Source organism: Nonomuraea terrae, assembly GCF_044465245.1.
Classification (GTDB): domain Bacteria; phylum Actinomycetota; class Actinomycetes; order Streptosporangiales; family Streptosporangiaceae; genus Nonomuraea; species Nonomuraea terrae.
Genome location: NZ_JBITLL010000008.1, coordinates 667,512 through 682,624, shown reverse-complemented (window position 1 = coordinate 682,624; position 15,113 = coordinate 667,512). Strand labels below are relative to the sequence as shown.

The window sequence follows — 15,113 nt, the reverse complement described above, 5'->3', positions numbered from 1 at the left end:
CGTCCTGGTGTCAGTTGTCTTCTTCGTCATGGGACGCGGGAGGGGCGTCCTCGGGCTCGGCGACGGCCACCCGCGCCGGGCGCAGCACCCGCTCGCCCAGGCGGTAGCCGGGCTGCAGCACCTCGATCGCGGTCGGCTCGGTCACGTCCGGCGAGTAGCTGTGCATCAGCGCCTCGTGGACCATCGGGTCGAAGGGGTCGCCCTTCTGCCCGAACGGGGTGAGCCCCAGCTTGGCGACGGCCGCCTCCAGCGACTCGGCCACCTTCGCGAAGCCCCCCGTGAGCTCGCCGTGGTCGCGCGCCCTGCCGATGTCGTCGAGCACGGGCAGCAGCTCCATGAGCGTGCCCGCGACCGCCTGCTCCTTGACCGCGACGCGGTCGCGTTCGACGCGCTTGCGGTAATTCACGTATTCGGCCTGGAGGCGCTGCAGGTCGGCGGTGCGCTCGGCGAGCTGCGCCTGCAGCTCCTCGCTGCCGGCGGCCGCCTGGGCGGGCGGCGCCTCCGCGGCGGGCGGCTGCTCGGCCGCCTCCTCCGCGGGGGCGTGCTCGCGGACCTGGCCCGTCTCCGGGTCGATCTTGCGGTTGTCGCGGATCACCGGCTCCTCGTGCCCGTTTTCACGCGGCGGCATCACTTGTCCTTCGGCTCGTCGTCGACGATCTCGGCCTCGACCACGTCGTCGTCGGCCTTCTGGCCGTCACCGGTCGTGGTGTCCTGCGGGGCGCCCTCGGCGCCGCCGGCCTGCTGGCCCTGGGCGTAGATCGCCGAGCCCATCTTCTGGCTGACCGTCGCGAGCTTCTCGGCCGAGGTGCGGATGACGTCGGTGTCGGTGCCCTCCAGAGCCTTCTTCAGCTCGGCCAGGGCGTCGTTGACCTCGGTCTTGATGTCGGACGGGACCTTGTCGTCGTTCTCGCGAAGGAACTTCTCCGTCTGGTAGGCCAGGCCGTCGGCGTTGTTGCGGACCTCGGCCTCCTCGCGGCGCTTCTTGTCCTCCTCGGCGTACGACTCCGCCTCGCGCATCATGCGCTCGATGTCGTCCTTCGGCAGCGCGGAGCCGCCGGTGATCGTCATCGTCTGCTCCTTGCCCGTGCCGAGGTCCTTGGCGGAGACGTTGACGATGCCGTTGGCGTCGATGTCGAAGGTGACCTCGATCTGCGGGATGCCGCGCGGCGCAGGCGCGATGCCGGTCAGCTCGAAGGTCGCGAGCTTCTTGTTGTACGCGGCGATCTCGCGCTCGCCCTGGAAGACCTGGATCTGCACCGACGGCTGGTTGTCCTCGGCCGTGGTGAAGACCTCGGAGCGCTTGGTGGGGATCGTCGTGTTGCGCTCGATGATCTTGGTGAAGATGCCGCCCTTGGTCTCGATGCCCAGCGACAGCGGGGTCACGTCGAGCAGCAGGACGTCCTTGACCTCACCCTTGAGCACACCGGCCTGCAGGGCGGCGCCGATGGCGACGACCTCGTCGGGGTTGACGCCCTTGTTGGGCTCCTTGCCGCCGGTCAGCTCCTTGACCAGGTCGGTGACGGCGGGCATACGGGTCGAGCCGCCGACGAGCACCACGTGGGCGATGTCGGAGACCTTGATGCCGGCGTCCTTGATGACCTGGTGGAACGGGCCCTTCGTCCGCTCGAGGAGGTCGGCCGTCAGGCGCTGGAACTCCGAGCGGGTGAGCTTCTCGTCGAGGTGCAGCGGGCCCTCGGACGAGGCCGTGATGTAGGGCAGGTTGATGCTGGTCTCGGACTGGCTGGACAGCTCGATCTTGGCCTTCTCGGCCGCCTCGCGCAGACGCTGGAGCGCCATCTTGTCCTTGGCCAGGTCGACGCCGTGGGCGTTCTGGAAGCGCTTGACGAGCTCGTCGACCACGCGCTGGTCCCAGTCGTCGCCGCCGAGGTGGTTGTCACCGGAGGTGGCCTTGACCTCGACGAAGCCGTGGCCGTCCTCCTGGCCGACGTCGAGCAGCGAGACGTCGAAGGTGCCGCCGCCGAGGTCGAAGACCAGGATGGTCTGGTCCTGCTCCTTGTCGAGCCCGTAGGCGAGGGCCGCCGCGGTCGGCTCGTTGATGATGCGGAGCACGTTGAGGCCCGCGATCGTGCCGGCCTCCTTGGTGGCCTGGCGCTGGGCGTCGTTGAAGTAGGCGGGGACGGTGATCACGGCGTCGGTGATCTTCTCGCCCAGGTACGCCTCGGCGTCCTGCTTCAGCTTCTGCAGCACGAAGGCGCTGATCTGCTGCGGCGAGAACTTCTTGCCGTCGATCTCCTGGGACCAGTTGGTGCCCATCTCCCGCTTGACCGAGCGGATCGTCCGGTCGACGTTGGTGACGGCCTGCCGCTTGGCGACCTCACCGACCAGGACCTCACCGTTCTTCGCAAAGGCGACCACGGACGGCGTGGTCCGCGAGCCCTGCGCGTTGGCGATGACGGTGGGCTCACCGCCCTCGAGGATCGAGACGACGGAGTTGGTCGTCCCCAGGTCGATACCTACCGCACGTGCCATGAGTACGTCCTTGTAGTCAAAGTTGAGTCGGTCAGACTCAACGTATGGATGCGTGTCGTCTTTGTCAAACGACTTGAGCCTATGCGACTCAACCCTCGTGAGCGCAAAAGCATTCCCCGGATTCAGCGGCGCATACCCGGCTCAACGGGGCTCATGTCACAGAAGGTTCCGCTCAAGGAACGGCGTACAACGACGTAGCTGGATTTGTCGGGAGGCCTACCGTTTGGCGCCGTCCACGAGTTTGCGCTTGCCGAGGGCCTTGTCCAGGTCGACCGTCGTGGTCTTCTCGATGGCGATCATGATGCACGACATGTCCTTGGCCTTCGGTGAGGCGCCCTCGTACAGCGTGATCGTGACGTCCTTCGCCGTCTCCTTCACCGAGACGCGGTCCAGCACCGTGCACGGGGCCACGCCCGACCACCACGTGAGGCGGACCTTCCTGCCGTCCGAGACGGGCTCGGCCTTGGTCCAGCGGACCTCGCGGACGTTCACCGCGTCGCCCACCGGCTTGACGGTCTCGGGGCCGTTCGGAGGAGCGGTGGACGGGGCGCTGGCGACCGGGCTCGACACGACCGGCGGCCGCTCAGCCGTCGAAGAGGCGGCGGGCTCGGCCGACGGCCCGCCCTGCGCGCCGCAGCCCGCCGCGAGCACCAGACCGGCAAGGAGAGTCGCTGTCATAGTCCGCATACTCCTACGACGGCTCACGCGCGTCACCGGTTCAGCGGCGCGAGTTAGTGTGGTCCACGTGCTCCGTCAGGCCATGCTCGCCCTTTCCAAGAGCCGACGCGCCGAGCGGCTCGTCTCCACCTCGCCTCTGACCGCAGGCGTCGTCGAACGCTACGTCGCCGGCGACGTGGCCGCCGTGGTGCGCGAGCTGACCCGCAGGGGCCTGCTCGTCACCGTCGCCCACCTGGGCGAGGAGGTCACCGACGAGAGCAGGGCCGCGGACGCCGTACGCGGCTACCTCGCACTGCTCGGCCTGCTGCCCGCCGGCGCCGACGTGTCGGTCAAGCTCACGGCCCTCGGCCTGCGGCTGTCGCAGCGGCTCGCGCTCGGCCACGCCGCCGAGATCTGCGCCGCCGCCGCGGCCAGGGGCCTGACGGTGACGCTCGACGCCGAGGAGCACGACACCGTCCCCGCGCTGCACGCCGTGCACGCCGCGCTGCGCCGCGAGCATCCCGACGTGGGGGTGGTCGTGCAGGCGTACCTGCCCGACTCGCTCGATCGCTGCGAGAAGCTCGGCGGCGCCCGCGTACGCCTGTGCAAGGGCGCCTACACCGCGCCCGGGGCCTACAAGCGGCCCGCCGACATCGACCGCTCGTTCGTACGGTGCCTGAAGGTGCTCATGGCCGGCACCGCCTACCCGATGGTCGCCACCCACGACCCCCAGCTGCTGCGCATCGCCGCCACGCTCGCCGTGCTCGACGGCCGCGACCAGACCGGCTACGAGCTGCAGATGCTCTACGGCGTACGCCCCGCCGAGCAGGCCCGCCAGGGGCAGCGCGGCGCGCGGATGCGCGTCTACGTGCCCTACGGCGACGAGTGGTACCCCTACCTCGTGCGCCGCCTCGCCGAGCGCCCGGCGAACCTGGCGTTCTTCCTGCGGTCGCTGGTGTCGCGGCGCTAGCCGGATAGGCTGCCAGACCAGGCAGTATCCGTCGAGGGGCGAAAGATGATCGCGATTTTGGGCACGGGCAAGATGGGCGAGGCCCTGCTGTCCGGACTGCTGCGCGCGGGGCTCCAGCCGGACGACGTCATGGCGACCACCCGCAGGGCCGAACGCGCCCAGACGCTGCGCGAGACGTACGGCGTGCGCACGGTCTCCAACGCCGAGGCGGCCAAGGCGGCCGACACGCTGATCCTGGCCGTCAAACCGCAGGACATGGCGACGCTGCTGGCCGAGATCGCACCCTACGTGCCGGCCGACCGCCTGGTGATCAGCGCGGCGGCCGGCATCACGACGTCGTTCGTGGAGCAGCGGCTCGGCGTGGAGGTGCCCGTGGTGCGGGTGATGTCCAACACGCCGATCAGGTTCGACGAGGCGATGAGCGTCATCTCGGCCGGCGCCCACGCCGGGGAGGAGCACCTCCGGCGCACCGAGGAGCTGCTGCGGCCGGTCGGCAAGGTGCTGCGCATCCCCGAGTCGCAGCAGGACGCCGCCACGGCGTTGTCGGGCAGCGGGCCCGCCTACTTCTTCTACCTGGTCGAGGCCATGGTCGACGCGGGCATCCTGCTCGGCATGCCGAGGGCCGCCGCGCTCGACATGGTCACCCAGTCGATCGTCGGGGCGGCCGTGATGTTGCGCGACTCGGGCGAGCATCCGGTGATCCTGCGCGAGGCCGTCACCTCGCCGGGCGGCACGACCATCGCCGCCATCGCGGAGCTCGAACGACACAAGGTGCGGGCCGCGTTCCTGGCCGCCATCGAGGCCGCCCGCGACCGCGGCCGCGAACTCGCCTCGGGCTGACCCGCGCCCGTGAGCTCGGGCTGACCCGCGCCCGTGAGCTCGGGCTGACCCGCGCCCGTGAGCTCGCCTGGGACCGGCCCGCGCCCGTGAACTCGGGCTGACCCGCGCCCGTGAGCTCGCCTGGGCCGGCCCGCGCCCCGGCGCGGAGGGCGAACCGGTCTCGTCCTCCTCGTCGAGTGGGCTCAGGCGTCCCGGCGGCGCAGCAGGATCGCGCCGGCGGCCACCGCGACCGCGATCCACGCCAGGTACACCCCGAACCCGCTCCACGGTCCCAGGTACTCGCCGGACCGGCCGAAGATCACCAGCATGCCGGCGTTCGTGGTGAAGAACTCGGCGACGACCCCGCCCCACTCACCCGGGAGCTGGTTCGTCAACGGAGGCAGCACCAGGATCAGCGCGACGGCCGAGACGATCGCGCCCGGCGTGTGCCTGACCAGCGTGCCGAGGCCCAACCCGAACAGCCCGCACGCGGTCAGGTAGAGGCCGCACCCGAGCGTGGCCCGCGCCACCTCGGCCAGCTCCACCGACGGCGGCCGGGAGATCGCCAGGCCGATGCCGACCGCACCGGCCGACGCGGCCAGGCAGACGACCAGCGCGACCGCGGTGAAGACCACGAGCTTGCCGGTCAGCAGGCGCAGGCGCCTGGGCACGGCCATGAGGGAGGTGCGGATGCCCCCGGTGCGGTACTCGCTGGAGATCACCAGCACGCCGAGAGCGGCCATGGACAACGAGGCGAACATGCCGCCGGCCAGGCTCATCGCGACGGCCTCGTGGCCCGGCATCGGCTCGTCGGCCGAGTTCGCGGCCGTGGCGCCGAGGAGGGCGGACAGGCCCAGCATCAGCAGGGCCGTGACGGCCAGCGTCCACACCGTCGAGCGGACAGAGCGGATCTTGGTCCATTCGGACCGGATGATGTCGATCATGAGGTGAACTCCAGGCTGTCCTTGGTCAGCTCCATGTACGCGGCTTCGAGCGACGGCTGCACGTACGTCAGCTCCTCCAGCGGGATCCCGGCCCGAGCGGCGAGGGTGCCGATCTCCAGCGGGGTCATCGCGGTCACCTGCAGGTGGTCGGGGTGCAGCTCGCCGATCTTGACCAGCTCGGCCATCTCGGCGAGCCGGGGCGAGCGCACGCGTACGAAGCCCTGCGAGCTGCGCCCGATGAACTCGCGCACGCTCGTGTCGGCGATGAGCCGGCCCTTGCCGATCACCACGAGGTGGTCGGCCGTCTGCGCCATCTCGCTCATGAGGTGACTGGAGACGAACACCGCCCGCCCTTCGGCCGCGAGCTTGCGCATGAGCGTGCGGATCCACAGGATCCCGTCGGGGTCGAGCCCGTTGACCGGCTCGTCGAACAGCAGGATCTCCGGGTCGCCGAGCAGCGCCGCGGCGATGCCCAGCCGCTGCGCCATGCCCAGCGAGAAGCCGCCGATCCGGCGTCCCGCGACGGCGGTCAGGCCGACGGTCTCCAGCACCTCCGCCACCCGGGCGGCCGGGATGCCGTTGCTCTGCGCGATGGCCAGCAGGTGGTTGCGGGCGCTGCGCCCGCCGTGCACGGCCTTGGCGTCGAGCAGCGCGCCGACCTTGCGCAGCGGATGCCGTAACTCCTCGTACGGCCGCCCGTCCACGAGCACCGAGCCGCCGGACGGCCGGTCGAGCCCGAGGATCATGCGCATGGTGGTCGACTTGCCGGCGCCGTTGGGGCCGAGGAAGCCGGTCACCTGACCCGGCTCGACGTCGAACGACAGATCCGCCACGGCGAGGGTGCGGCCGTAGCGTTTGCTCAGGTTCGTTGCGCGGATCGCTGTCATGAGGATCAGCGTGCCGTCGCGGGAGGCCGGATTCTTCCTGCTGGGGAACCGTCTTGCCGGGGCCGTTCTGGGAGCGTGGTCCTACTCACCGGGGCGGATCAGTGCCGCCTCGTACGCGATGATCACGGCCTGTGCCCGGTCCCTCACGCCGAGCTTGGCGAACAGGCTCGTCACGTGGTTCTTGACGGTGGAAGGGGAGACGGCGAGGCCCTCCGCGATCTCCGCGTTCGACCGGCCGCGCGCTATGAGCACGAGGATCTCGCGTTCGCGGTCGGTGAGCCCGGCCAGCGTGGTGGGGGCCGGCCGCGGTGGCGTGGCGCGGACGTACGTGCCGATCAGCCGGGTCAGCAGGCGCGGCGCGACGGCGGACTCGCCGCGGTGCACCACGCGCACGCCCTCGATCAGCTCCTCGGGGGAGACGTCCTTGGGCAGGAACCCGTCCGCGCCCGCGCGCAGCGCCGCCACCACGTTCTCGTCCAGGTCGAACGTGCTCAGCGCGAGCACCCGCACGCCGGGCAGTTCGGCGGTGATCAGCTCGGTGGCGCGGACGCCGTCCATGTCCGGCATGTGCAGGTCCATCAGCACGACGTCGGGCCGCAGCCGCCGGCTCAGCTCCACCGCCTGCCCGCCGTCGGCGGCCTCGCCCACCACGGACAGGTCGGGCTGGGCGTCCAGCATCAGCCGGAAGCCGGTGCGCACCAGCGCGTGGTCGTCCACCAGCAGCACCTTGATCATGTGGTCTCCAGCGGGATGCGGGCGTGCACGCGGAATCCGCCCTCCGGACGGGGGCCGGTGGACAGCCGGCCGCCGCACAGCGCCACCCGCTCGGCCATGCCGCCCAGCCCGAACCCGGGCGTTCCGCCGCTCTTCGGCCGACCGTCGTCGACCACCTCGACCTCGACGGCCCCGGGCTCGTACGCCAGACGTACGCTCGCCCTGGCCCCCTCGGCGTGCTTGCGGGTGTTGGTCAGCGCCTCCTGCACGATCCGGTAGACCGCGTGGTCCACGGCGGCGGGCAGCTCGACGGGCTCGCCGGTCACGGTCAGGCCGGTGGGCAGCCCGGCGGACCTGGCCTCCTTGACCAGCTCGGGCAGCCGGTCGGCGCCGACCCCGGTGGCCGCGTCGGGCCCCTCGTTGCCGTCGGCGCGTAACACGTCGAGCAGGCGGCGCATCTCCGTCATCGCCTGCCGGGCGGTCTGCTCGGCGCTCTCGAGCGCGTTCCTGGTGACCTGCTGGCCGGGCGGCAACGTTGCCCGCGCGCCCCCGACCAGCGCGTTGATCACGGTGATGTGGTGGGCGACCACGTCGTGCAGCTCCCTGGCGATGCGCCGCCGCTCTGCCCGCACGGCCGCGTCCGTGACCTCCTGCCGGGTACGCGCGGCCAGCTCCGCCCTCAGCCGGACGATCACCCCGACGCCGACGGCGGCGACGACGAAGAGCAGGGCCCCCAGCGCGTTGCCCCGCCCCGGCCAGAAGTACTCCAGCGCCACGGCGTAGACGGCGTAGCCCACCAGCGCGCCCGCCACGGTCGTGCGGCCGCTCGTATGGCGCCCCACGCCGTAGTAGGCGATGACCGAGGGGAGGTTGTTGACCCGGACGAGGTGCGTGGCGAAGCCGACGACGTCGAGCGTCGTGATCAGGGCGGCGGTCAGGAGGGGCCGGCGTCGTCGCATGAGCAGGAGCAGCGCGCCCACCAGGTAGTGCGCCGCGCCGAGCGCCGTGCGCGTCTCACCTTGCACGATCATGGAGATCAGGCCGATGACCGCCGGGACGGAGATCACCGCCACCAGGGTGACGTCGAGGACCCGAGGCCGTCGCAGGAAACGCACGATCTTCATGGACTTTCGTGCCACGCGCACGTTGAGAACACTAAGTCATGAGATTTCGCCGTGGCTGGGAGTTCTCGCCTCATGAAACGAGGGCTACAGCCGGGCATGTGCGCTGCGGTAACGTCGGCGCCAAGGCGAGGCAGTACGCGGAGGGATGGGCATGAGCCGTACGGCACGGGTGGTCTGGGACGACGCCCTGACCTCCTACAACTTCGGCCCCAGCCATCCGATGGCCCCGGTGCGCGTCGAGCTGACCATGGCGCTCGCCCGCGATCTGGGCGTGCTCGACAAGGTGGAGCTGGCCGGCTGCGTCCCCGCGACCGACGAGGAGCTGGCCCTGGTACACCGGCCCTCCTACGTCGAGGCCGTCAAGCGCGTGTCCGCCTCCGGGCAGCCCGACCTGGGAGCCGGGCTCGGCACCATCGACAACCCCGCGTTCAAGGGCGTCCACGAGGCGTCGGCGCTGATCGCGGGCGCCTCGCTGTCCGCCGCCCGCGCGGTCTGGGAGGGCACGGCCGAGCACGCGGTCAACGTCGCCGGCGGCCTCCACCACGCCATGCCCGCGGCGGCCAGCGGCTTCTGCGTCTACAACGACCCCGCGCTGGCCATCGCCTGGCTGCTGCGCCAGGGCGCCCGCCGCATCGCGTACGTCGACGTCGACGTCCACCACGGCGACGGCGTGCAGGCGGCCTTCTACGACGACCCCCGGGTGCTGACGATCAGCCTGCACGAGAGCCCGCGCACGCTCTTCCCCGGCACGGGGTTCCCCGAGGAGACCGGCGCCGACGGCACGGCCGTCAACGTCGCGCTCCCGGCCGGCTGCGGCGACGCCGGCTGGCTGCGGGCCTTCCACGCGATCGTGCCGCCGCTGGTGCGCGAGTTCGCGCCCGAGTTCATGGTCACCCAGCACGGCTGCGACAGCCACGCGCTCGACCCGCTGGCCAACCTGATGGTGAGCCTCGACGGCCAGCGCGCCGCGTACGCCGCCCTGCACCGCCTGGCCCACGAGGAGGCCGGCGGCCGGTGGATCGCGGTCGGCGGCGGCGGTTACGAGCTCGTCCAGGTGGTGCCGCGGGCGTGGACCCACCTCATCGCCGAGGCCGCGGGACACCCCGTCGACCCCGCCACACCGACCCCGCAGAGCTGGCGCCAGTACGTACGCGACCGCACCGGCGAGACCGCGCCGCTCACCATGACGGACGGCAGGAACGCGGAATTCCGCGACCTGTCCGGTGGTTATGACCCTGCGGACCCCATTGACCGTGCTGTCATGGCGACCCGGAATGCGGTGTTCCCCCTGCACGGCCTCGATCCGATGCCCTGACCTGAGGAAAGATGCAGTGCTGAGCCGCGACGAACTCCGTGAGCACCTTGTCCGAAGCCGCATCGCCGGCGATGTCGCGACCTCCCGCGAGAACAACCTCGACCACTACAGCTCGCTGGCCAACGGCGACCCGTACTACGCGCTCGGGCTGACGTTCGACCAGCCGTGGTCGTACCGCGACATCCTCGCGCTGATGGCCAAGTCGGCGGGCGTCGTCCCCGATCCCGGCCATCGTTCGGGCCAGGACACCATCGACCCCGACCTGACGATCGACGCGATCGACGCCATGGCCGAGCGCATCGCGGTGGTCCTGTCGCGGCCCGCCCCGCGCATCCTGCTGGCCACCGGCCACCCCACCGGGCTGCTGGCCGTCCACCTGCCGCTGGCCGCCCTGTGCCGGGCGAACGGCGCGGTCCTGCTGACCCCCGCCGAGGGCTGGACGTACGCCGGCTCCGGCTTCGGGCGCCCGCGCCGGATCCGCTACCTGCAGGACATCGCCATGCTCGACGACAAGGGCAACTTCGTGCACACCCACGACGCGGCCCCGATGCGCCACATGCTCGGCGAGCTCGGCGGCGACCTGCCCGAGCTGGTGATCGCCGACCACGGCTGGGCAGGAGCGGCCGGCGAAGCCGGGGTGCCGACCGTGGGCTTCGCCGACTCCAACGACCCCGGGCTCTTCGTGGGTGAGGCCGAAGGCAAAATCGAGGTGGTCGTCCCCCTCGACGACAATGTGTTGCCGCGCTATTACGCTCCGCTGACAGAGCGATTGGTCACACAGGTCTCACGAGCCCTTTGAGTCGAATTCGGTCCTCCCGATACCGTCTTTTCGCGCCTGCATTCCAAGAGGCTCGCTGTCCCTTTGCCAACTTTTGACCGGTCTCCGGCGACTCTTATGTGTGGCAGCTTGGACAGTTCCAAGGTCCAAGTGAGGTGCTCGGCCTGGCTGCTGGCCAGCGATTTCGCTGGTTCGCCTGACAGTCGACTCCGTGGACTGAGAAAATAGGGGGTTTGCGCACTCGGAGTCCCGACTTACGCTGACGGCAGTACACGTGCGTGAGCAATGGCACCAGTGGGGATAACCCGGAAACACGTGCGGAAGAGGCGTCCGATGGGTGCAGGCGAAAGACCTCTCAGCGAGGTGAAGTTCCTGACCGTCGCGGAAGTGGCGACGGTCATGAGGGTGTCCAAGATGACGGTGTACCGGCTCGTCCACTCCGGCGAGCTGCCGGCCATCCGCGTCGGCCGCTCGTTCAGAGTCCCTGAGCAGGCGGTACACGACTATCTTCGGGAGGCCTACATCGAGGCAGGTTGACGTAGCGGCACGTCGAACCGTGCCGTGAGTGCTGACGCGGGAGAGGCCCGGTCGCCGCGGCGCGTCCGGGCCCTCACCCCCCAGTGGGGCGATCTACCATGGATCGCCGGTAGTCTGTGAGCCGGTGTGCGCTCGCACTCCGGTCAGACTTGCTAATCACCACCTGGGGGTCCCGTGGGCTCTGTGATCAAGAAGCGCCGCAAGCGGATGGCTAAGAAGAAGCACCGCAAGCTGCTCAAGAAGACGCGCATCCAGCGGCGTAACAAGAAGTAACCGACGCCAGCTGCGAGGCGCTGATGACCCACACCGTGCTAGTCACCGGGGTCTCGCGCCACATAGGCGCCCGGGTGGCGAGTGTTCTGGCGGCAGATCCCGACATCACCCGTGTCATCGGAGTGGACACCGTGCCGCCGCCCTCGCTCACGCGAGAAGGCGGCATCTCCCTCGGCGGAACGGAGTTCGTCCGGGTGGATCTGCGCAGCCCCGACATCGCCCAGGTGATCGCGGCCGCGGACATCGACACCGTTGTGCACATGAGTCTGGTCAGCGCTCCGTCGAGGAGCGGGGGCCGGGCGGCGATGAAAGAGCACAACATCATCGGCACCATGCAGTTGCTCGGTGCCTGCCAGCGGTCGGCGACCGTGCGGCGCGTGGTGGTCCGCTCCACCACCGCCGTCTACGGCTCGTCGCCGCGGGATCCCGCGGTCTTCACCGAAGACCTGGAGCCTCACGTCGGCGGGCCCGTCCACGGCTACGCCAAGGACGCTGCCGAGGTCGAGGGCTATGTCCGGGGTTTCGCGCGGCGCCGTCCCGACGTGACGGTGTCGCTGTTGCGCTTCACCAACTTCATGGGTCCGGGCGTCGACTCGCCGCTGACGCGTTACTTCACCCAGCCGGTGCTGCCGACCGTGTTCGGCTTCGACCCGAGGCTGCAGTTCATCCATGAGGATGACGCGGTCGAGGTGCTGCGCCGGATGGCGACCGAGGATCACCCCGGCACGTTCAACGTGGCCGGGGCAGGCGTGTTGCTGCTGTCGCAGTGCGCGAGACGCGCGGGGCGGCCGTCGATGCCGCTGTTCTCTCCCGCCTTCAGGGCCCTGGGCAACGCCGTGCGCAGGCTGGGGCTGGTCGAATACTCCCCCGAGCAGGTCAGGCTGATGAGTTACGGCCGCGTGGTCGACACCTCGCGGCTGGAGGCGGCGCTGGGGTGGAGGCCGAAGTTCTCCACCGGTGCGGCGTTCGACGAGTTCCTGCGTTCGCGGGGGCTGCGGCCGTTCGGAGGTTCGCGGTGATGGGCGTTCCCGGAGAGCGGGAGGACGGCCGGGTGATCCCGATCACCGCCGCGCCGTCGTACGCGGAGCCCGAGCCGCTGGCCAAGGCGCTGGCCTTCCTGCGCCGGCGGATCACCGGCGACTACGAGGTCGACGAGTTCGGCTACGACCCCGAGCTGACCGACAAGGTCGTGCTGGAGCTGATCAGGCCGATCTACCACCGCTGGTTCCGGGTGGAGCCGCTCGAGGTGAAGAACGTGCCCGAGGAGGGCGGCGCGCTCATCGTCGCCAACCACTCCGGCACACTCCCGCTCGACGCGCTGATGCTGCAGGTGGCGATGCACGACGAGGCCGGCCGGGCGCTGCGGCTGCTCGGCGCCGACCTGGTCTACCAGCTGCCGGTGCTCAGCCACGTCGCCCGCAAGACCGGCCACACGCTGGCCTGCCGCGAGGACGCCGACCGGCTGCTGCGCAAGGGCGAGATCGTCGGGGTGTTCCCCGAGGGCTTCAAGGGCGTCGGCAAGCCGTTCTCCGAGCGCTACAAGCTGCAGCGCTTCGGACGGGGCGGCTTCGTGGCCTCGGCCATCCGCGCCGGGGTGCCGATCGTGCCCACCGCGATCGTCGGCGCCGAGGAGATCTACCCCAAGATCGGCGATCTGAAGTTCCTGGCCCGCACGCTCGGGTTGCCGTACGTGCCGATCACCCCGTTCTTCCCGCTGCTCGGGCCGCTCGGCCTGGTGCCGCTGCCGTCGAAGTGGATGATCGAGTTCGGCGAGCCCATCCGCACCGACGAGTACGACGACGCGGCGGCCGACGACCCCATGCTGGTCTTCAACCTCACCGACCACGTACGCGAGGCGATCCAGCAGCTGCTCAACGAGCTGCGGCTGCGCCGGGGGCACGCCTTCCCACCGTTCCTCTGAGCGGCCGCCGTGAACCCGTGAGGCGGGTTGCGGCAAGACATGCGTGACCGATCCCCCACAGAAGGGCGGAGATGATCACGCAACCCGCCGTCAGGGGCGCGGACGCCGAGCTGGTGAGCGCCTCGTGGACCGACCCCGAGGCGTTCGCCGAGCTCTTCGACCGCTACTCCGCCATGCTCTACCGCTACGTCTCGAAACGCCTCGGCCCGGAGCCGGCCGAGGACCTCGTCGGCGAGACGTTCCTGATCGCGTTCTCCCGCCGCAGGAGCTACGACCTGGCGTACGCCGACGCCCGGCCGTGGTTGTTCGGCATCCTCACCAAGCTCGTCTCGCGGCACCACCGCAAGGAGGCCGCGCGCTACCGCGCCCTGCTGCGCGCCCCCGTCGACTCCGAGGTGGAGTCGCCCGCCGACCGGGTGGCCGCCGGGGTGACGGCCCAGGCCGTGCGCGCGGAGCTGGCCGGCGCGCTGGCCGCGCTGCCCGCCAAGGACCGCGACGTGCTGCTGCTGATCGCCTGGGGCGACCTCACGTACGAGGAGGTCGCGCGGGCGCTCGGCATCCCCGTGGGGACCGTGCGCTCCCGCCTCAACAGGGGCAGGCGGAAAGTACGGGCCGCGCTCGGCGACACCAACCCCATGGAGGAGGAGTGACGATGGACGACCTGAAGCTGCTCCGCGACCTCGGGGCCGAACTGGAGCACCAGCCGCCGCCGACGCTGGCCCGCCGGCGCCATCGCCTGTTCACCCCCCACCGGCCGCGCAGGTCGGGGTGGTGGGCCGCCGGGCTGGTGGCCGTCGCCACCGCCGTCGCGGTCGCGGTGCCCGTCGTGCTCGTCGGCAACCGCCACGAGCCCGAGCGCACGACCGCCGCCGAGCCCGTGGACATGAGCGGCACCCGCAACGTGCTCGTCATCGGCTCGGACACGCGCGAAGGGGAGGGCAACGCCGAGTACGGGCCGGGGCAGGCCCGCTCCGACGTGGGTGCGCGATCCGACACCATCATGATCGTCCACCTGCCGGCGGACCGGAGGACGGCCACCGCCGTCAGCGTTCCCAGGGACTCGATCGTGCGCATCCCGCGCTGCGGGTCCGCCCGGCCCCGCGTGGACATGATCAACGCGGCGTACGACACCGGCGGGGTCACGTGCCTGAGGGCGACGCTGGAGCAGCTCACGGGGCTGCGCCTGGACCACACGGTCGAGGTGGACTTCGCAGGTTTCAAGGACATGGTGGACGCCCTCGGAGGAGTGACGGTCACGCTGCCCCGGCCGGTGGACGACAAGGCGTCGAAGCTGAAGCTGCCCGCCGGCAAGTGGCTTCTCGACGGCGAGAAGGCGCTCGGCTACGTCCGCCTGCGCCACTACGGCGACGGCTCGGACATCGCCCGCGTCAAGCGGCAGCAGTCGGTGGTGGTGGCGATGGTGCGCAAGGCGAAGAGCGCGCTCGGCGAGCCCGCCACGCTGGAGGCGCTGCTGAAGGAGATGCGGGAGTCGGTGAAGACGGATCTCAGCGTCGAGTCGATGTACCAGCTCGCCACGGAGCTGTCGGGTGCCAAGCTCGACGTGGTGTCCGTGCCGTGGGTGCCGCATCCGGACGATGCGCACCGGATCGCGTGGAAACAGCCGGAGGCGGACAGGCTGTTCGCCTCACTGCGCTGACAGCCGGAGGGCGCGGCGGGTGACGGT

Annotated in this window: 17 protein-coding genes; 10 read left to right on the top strand and 7 right to left on the bottom strand. The window is 70.7% G+C overall.

The features are described 5' to 3' along the window. Nucleotides 1-10: 10 nt before the first annotated feature. The 3 genes from grpE to ACIBP6_RS41675 form a co-directional block, all read right to left on the bottom strand. A complete protein-coding gene (gene grpE / locus ACIBP6_RS41685) occupies nt 11-628 on the bottom strand; it encodes a nucleotide exchange factor GrpE (RefSeq protein WP_397060089.1) in 618 nt (205 codons plus the stop codon). Further along, entirely contained in the window at nt 628-2,490 is a 1,863-nt protein-coding gene (dnaK, locus tag ACIBP6_RS41680) for a molecular chaperone DnaK (protein WP_132608763.1), read from the bottom strand. Before dnaK ends, grpE begins: the two co-directional genes overlap by 1 nt. A 216-nt stretch (nt 2,491-2,706) precedes the next feature. Beyond that, nucleotides 2,707-3,168, bottom strand: a complete 462-nt coding sequence (locus tag ACIBP6_RS41675; RefSeq protein WP_397060087.1) for a hypothetical protein — start codon at nt 3,166-3,168, stop codon at nt 2,707-2,709. 67 nt (nt 3,169-3,235) lie between these two features. Here ACIBP6_RS41675 and ACIBP6_RS41670 point away from each other — a divergent pair, with 67 nt between their 5' ends. Beyond that, nucleotides 3,236-4,117, top strand: coding sequence for a proline dehydrogenase family protein (locus tag ACIBP6_RS41670; RefSeq protein WP_397060085.1), 882 nt, complete (start codon nt 3,236-3,238; stop codon nt 4,115-4,117). A gap of 45 nt (nt 4,118-4,162) precedes the next feature. Further along, on the top strand, nt 4,163-4,957 hold the full coding sequence (proC, locus tag ACIBP6_RS41665; RefSeq protein WP_397060083.1) for a pyrroline-5-carboxylate reductase: 795 nt from the start codon (nt 4,163-4,165) through the stop codon (nt 4,955-4,957). Nucleotides 4,958-5,139: 182 nt separating this feature from the next. On the opposite strand, the gene ACIBP6_RS41660 is transcribed toward proC, so the two are convergent. From ACIBP6_RS41660 to ACIBP6_RS41645, 4 genes are all read right to left on the bottom strand, one after another. Further along, a complete protein-coding gene (locus ACIBP6_RS41660; RefSeq protein ID WP_397060081.1) occupies nt 5,140-5,880 on the bottom strand; it encodes an ABC transporter permease subunit in 741 nt (246 codons plus the stop codon). Continuing rightward, nucleotides 5,877-6,767, bottom strand: a complete 891-nt coding sequence (locus ACIBP6_RS41655) for an ABC transporter ATP-binding protein (protein ID WP_397060079.1) — start codon at nt 6,765-6,767, stop codon at nt 5,877-5,879. Before ACIBP6_RS41655 ends, ACIBP6_RS41660 begins: the two co-directional genes overlap by 4 nt. A gap of 81 nt (nt 6,768-6,848) precedes the next feature. Beyond that, complete coding sequence (locus ACIBP6_RS41650) at nt 6,849-7,502, bottom strand: response regulator (RefSeq protein ID WP_397060077.1); 654 nt, start codon at nt 7,500-7,502, stop codon at nt 6,849-6,851. Continuing rightward, the gene (locus ACIBP6_RS41645) at nt 7,499-8,626 is read right to left on the bottom strand and encodes a sensor histidine kinase (protein WP_397060075.1); all 1,128 of its coding nucleotides are present in this window, start codon (nt 8,624-8,626) and stop codon (nt 7,499-7,501) included. Before ACIBP6_RS41645 ends, ACIBP6_RS41650 begins: the two co-directional genes overlap by 4 nt. A gap of 130 nt (nt 8,627-8,756) precedes the next feature. Here ACIBP6_RS41645 and ACIBP6_RS41640 point away from each other — a divergent pair, with 130 nt between their 5' ends. From ACIBP6_RS41640 to ACIBP6_RS41605, 8 genes are all read left to right on the top strand, one after another. Continuing rightward, a complete protein-coding gene (locus tag ACIBP6_RS41640) occupies nt 8,757-9,920 on the top strand; it encodes an acetoin utilization protein AcuC (RefSeq protein WP_397060073.1) in 1,164 nt (387 codons plus the stop codon). 16 nt (nt 9,921-9,936) lie between these two features. Next, on the top strand, nt 9,937-10,719 hold the full coding sequence (locus ACIBP6_RS41635; RefSeq protein ID WP_397060072.1) for a phosphatase: 783 nt from the start codon (nt 9,937-9,939) through the stop codon (nt 10,717-10,719). 312 nt (nt 10,720-11,031) lie between these two features. Next, complete coding sequence (locus ACIBP6_RS41630; protein WP_026214222.1) at nt 11,032-11,235, top strand: helix-turn-helix domain-containing protein; 204 nt, start codon at nt 11,032-11,034, stop codon at nt 11,233-11,235. Between the two features lie 174 nt (nt 11,236-11,409). Then, nucleotides 11,410-11,508: a 30S ribosomal protein bS22 gene (locus tag ACIBP6_RS41625; protein ID WP_018654693.1), complete on the top strand. Its 99-nt coding sequence runs from the start codon at nt 11,410-11,412 to the stop codon at nt 11,506-11,508. 23 nt (nt 11,509-11,531) lie between these two features. Further along, nucleotides 11,532-12,527 (top strand): NAD-dependent epimerase/dehydratase family protein, encoded by a 996-nt coding sequence (locus ACIBP6_RS41620; RefSeq protein WP_132608772.1) that lies wholly within the window; start codon nt 11,532-11,534, stop codon nt 12,525-12,527. Beyond that, nucleotides 12,527-13,429, top strand: a complete 903-nt coding sequence (locus ACIBP6_RS41615) for a lysophospholipid acyltransferase family protein (protein ID WP_397060070.1) — start codon at nt 12,527-12,529, stop codon at nt 13,427-13,429. Before ACIBP6_RS41620 ends, ACIBP6_RS41615 begins: the two co-directional genes overlap by 1 nt. 71 nt (nt 13,430-13,500) lie before the next feature. Then, a complete protein-coding gene (locus ACIBP6_RS41610; protein WP_397060068.1) occupies nt 13,501-14,079 on the top strand; it encodes an RNA polymerase sigma factor in 579 nt (192 codons plus the stop codon). Nucleotides 14,080-14,081: 2 nt separating this feature from the next. Then, nucleotides 14,082-15,086, top strand: coding sequence for an LCP family protein (locus ACIBP6_RS41605; RefSeq protein ID WP_397060064.1), 1,005 nt, complete (start codon nt 14,082-14,084; stop codon nt 15,084-15,086). Nucleotides 15,087-15,113: the final 27 nt, after the last annotated feature.

Bases quoted from the DNA above. Each gene is read 5' to 3' on its own strand.
- ACIBP6_RS41650 (WP_397060077.1), bottom strand. From the start codon at position 7,502: ATGATCAAGGTGCTGCTGGTGGACGACCACGCGCTGGTGCGCACCGGC.
- ACIBP6_RS41640 (WP_397060073.1), top strand. From the start codon at position 8,757: ATGAGCCGTACGGCACGGGTGGTCTGGGACGACGCCCTGACCTCCTAC.
- ACIBP6_RS41630 (WP_026214222.1), top strand. From the start codon at position 11,032: ATGGGTGCAGGCGAAAGACCTCTCAGCGAGGTGAAGTTCCTGACCGTC.
- ACIBP6_RS41615 (WP_397060070.1), top strand. From the start codon at position 12,527: ATGGGCGTTCCCGGAGAGCGGGAGGACGGCCGGGTGATCCCGATCACC.
- ACIBP6_RS41610 (WP_397060068.1), top strand. From the start codon at position 13,501: ATGATCACGCAACCCGCCGTCAGGGGCGCGGACGCCGAGCTGGTGAGC.
- proC (WP_397060083.1), top strand. From the start codon at position 4,163: ATGATCGCGATTTTGGGCACGGGCAAGATGGGCGAGGCCCTGCTGTCC.
- ACIBP6_RS41620 (WP_132608772.1), top strand. From the start codon at position 11,532: ATGACCCACACCGTGCTAGTCACCGGGGTCTCGCGCCACATAGGCGCC.
- grpE (WP_397060089.1), bottom strand. From the start codon at position 628: ATGCCGCCGCGTGAAAACGGGCACGAGGAGCCGGTGATCCGCGACAAC.
- dnaK (WP_132608763.1), bottom strand. From the start codon at position 2,490: ATGGCACGTGCGGTAGGTATCGACCTGGGGACGACCAACTCCGTCGTC.
- ACIBP6_RS41660 (WP_397060081.1), bottom strand. From the start codon at position 5,880: ATGATCGACATCATCCGGTCCGAATGGACCAAGATCCGCTCTGTCCGC.
- ACIBP6_RS41675 (WP_397060087.1), bottom strand. From the start codon at position 3,168: ATGACAGCGACTCTCCTTGCCGGTCTGGTGCTCGCGGCGGGCTGCGGC.
- ACIBP6_RS41605 (WP_397060064.1), top strand. From the start codon at position 14,082: ATGGACGACCTGAAGCTGCTCCGCGACCTCGGGGCCGAACTGGAGCAC.
- ACIBP6_RS41655 (WP_397060079.1), bottom strand. From the start codon at position 6,767: ATGACAGCGATCCGCGCAACGAACCTGAGCAAACGCTACGGCCGCACC.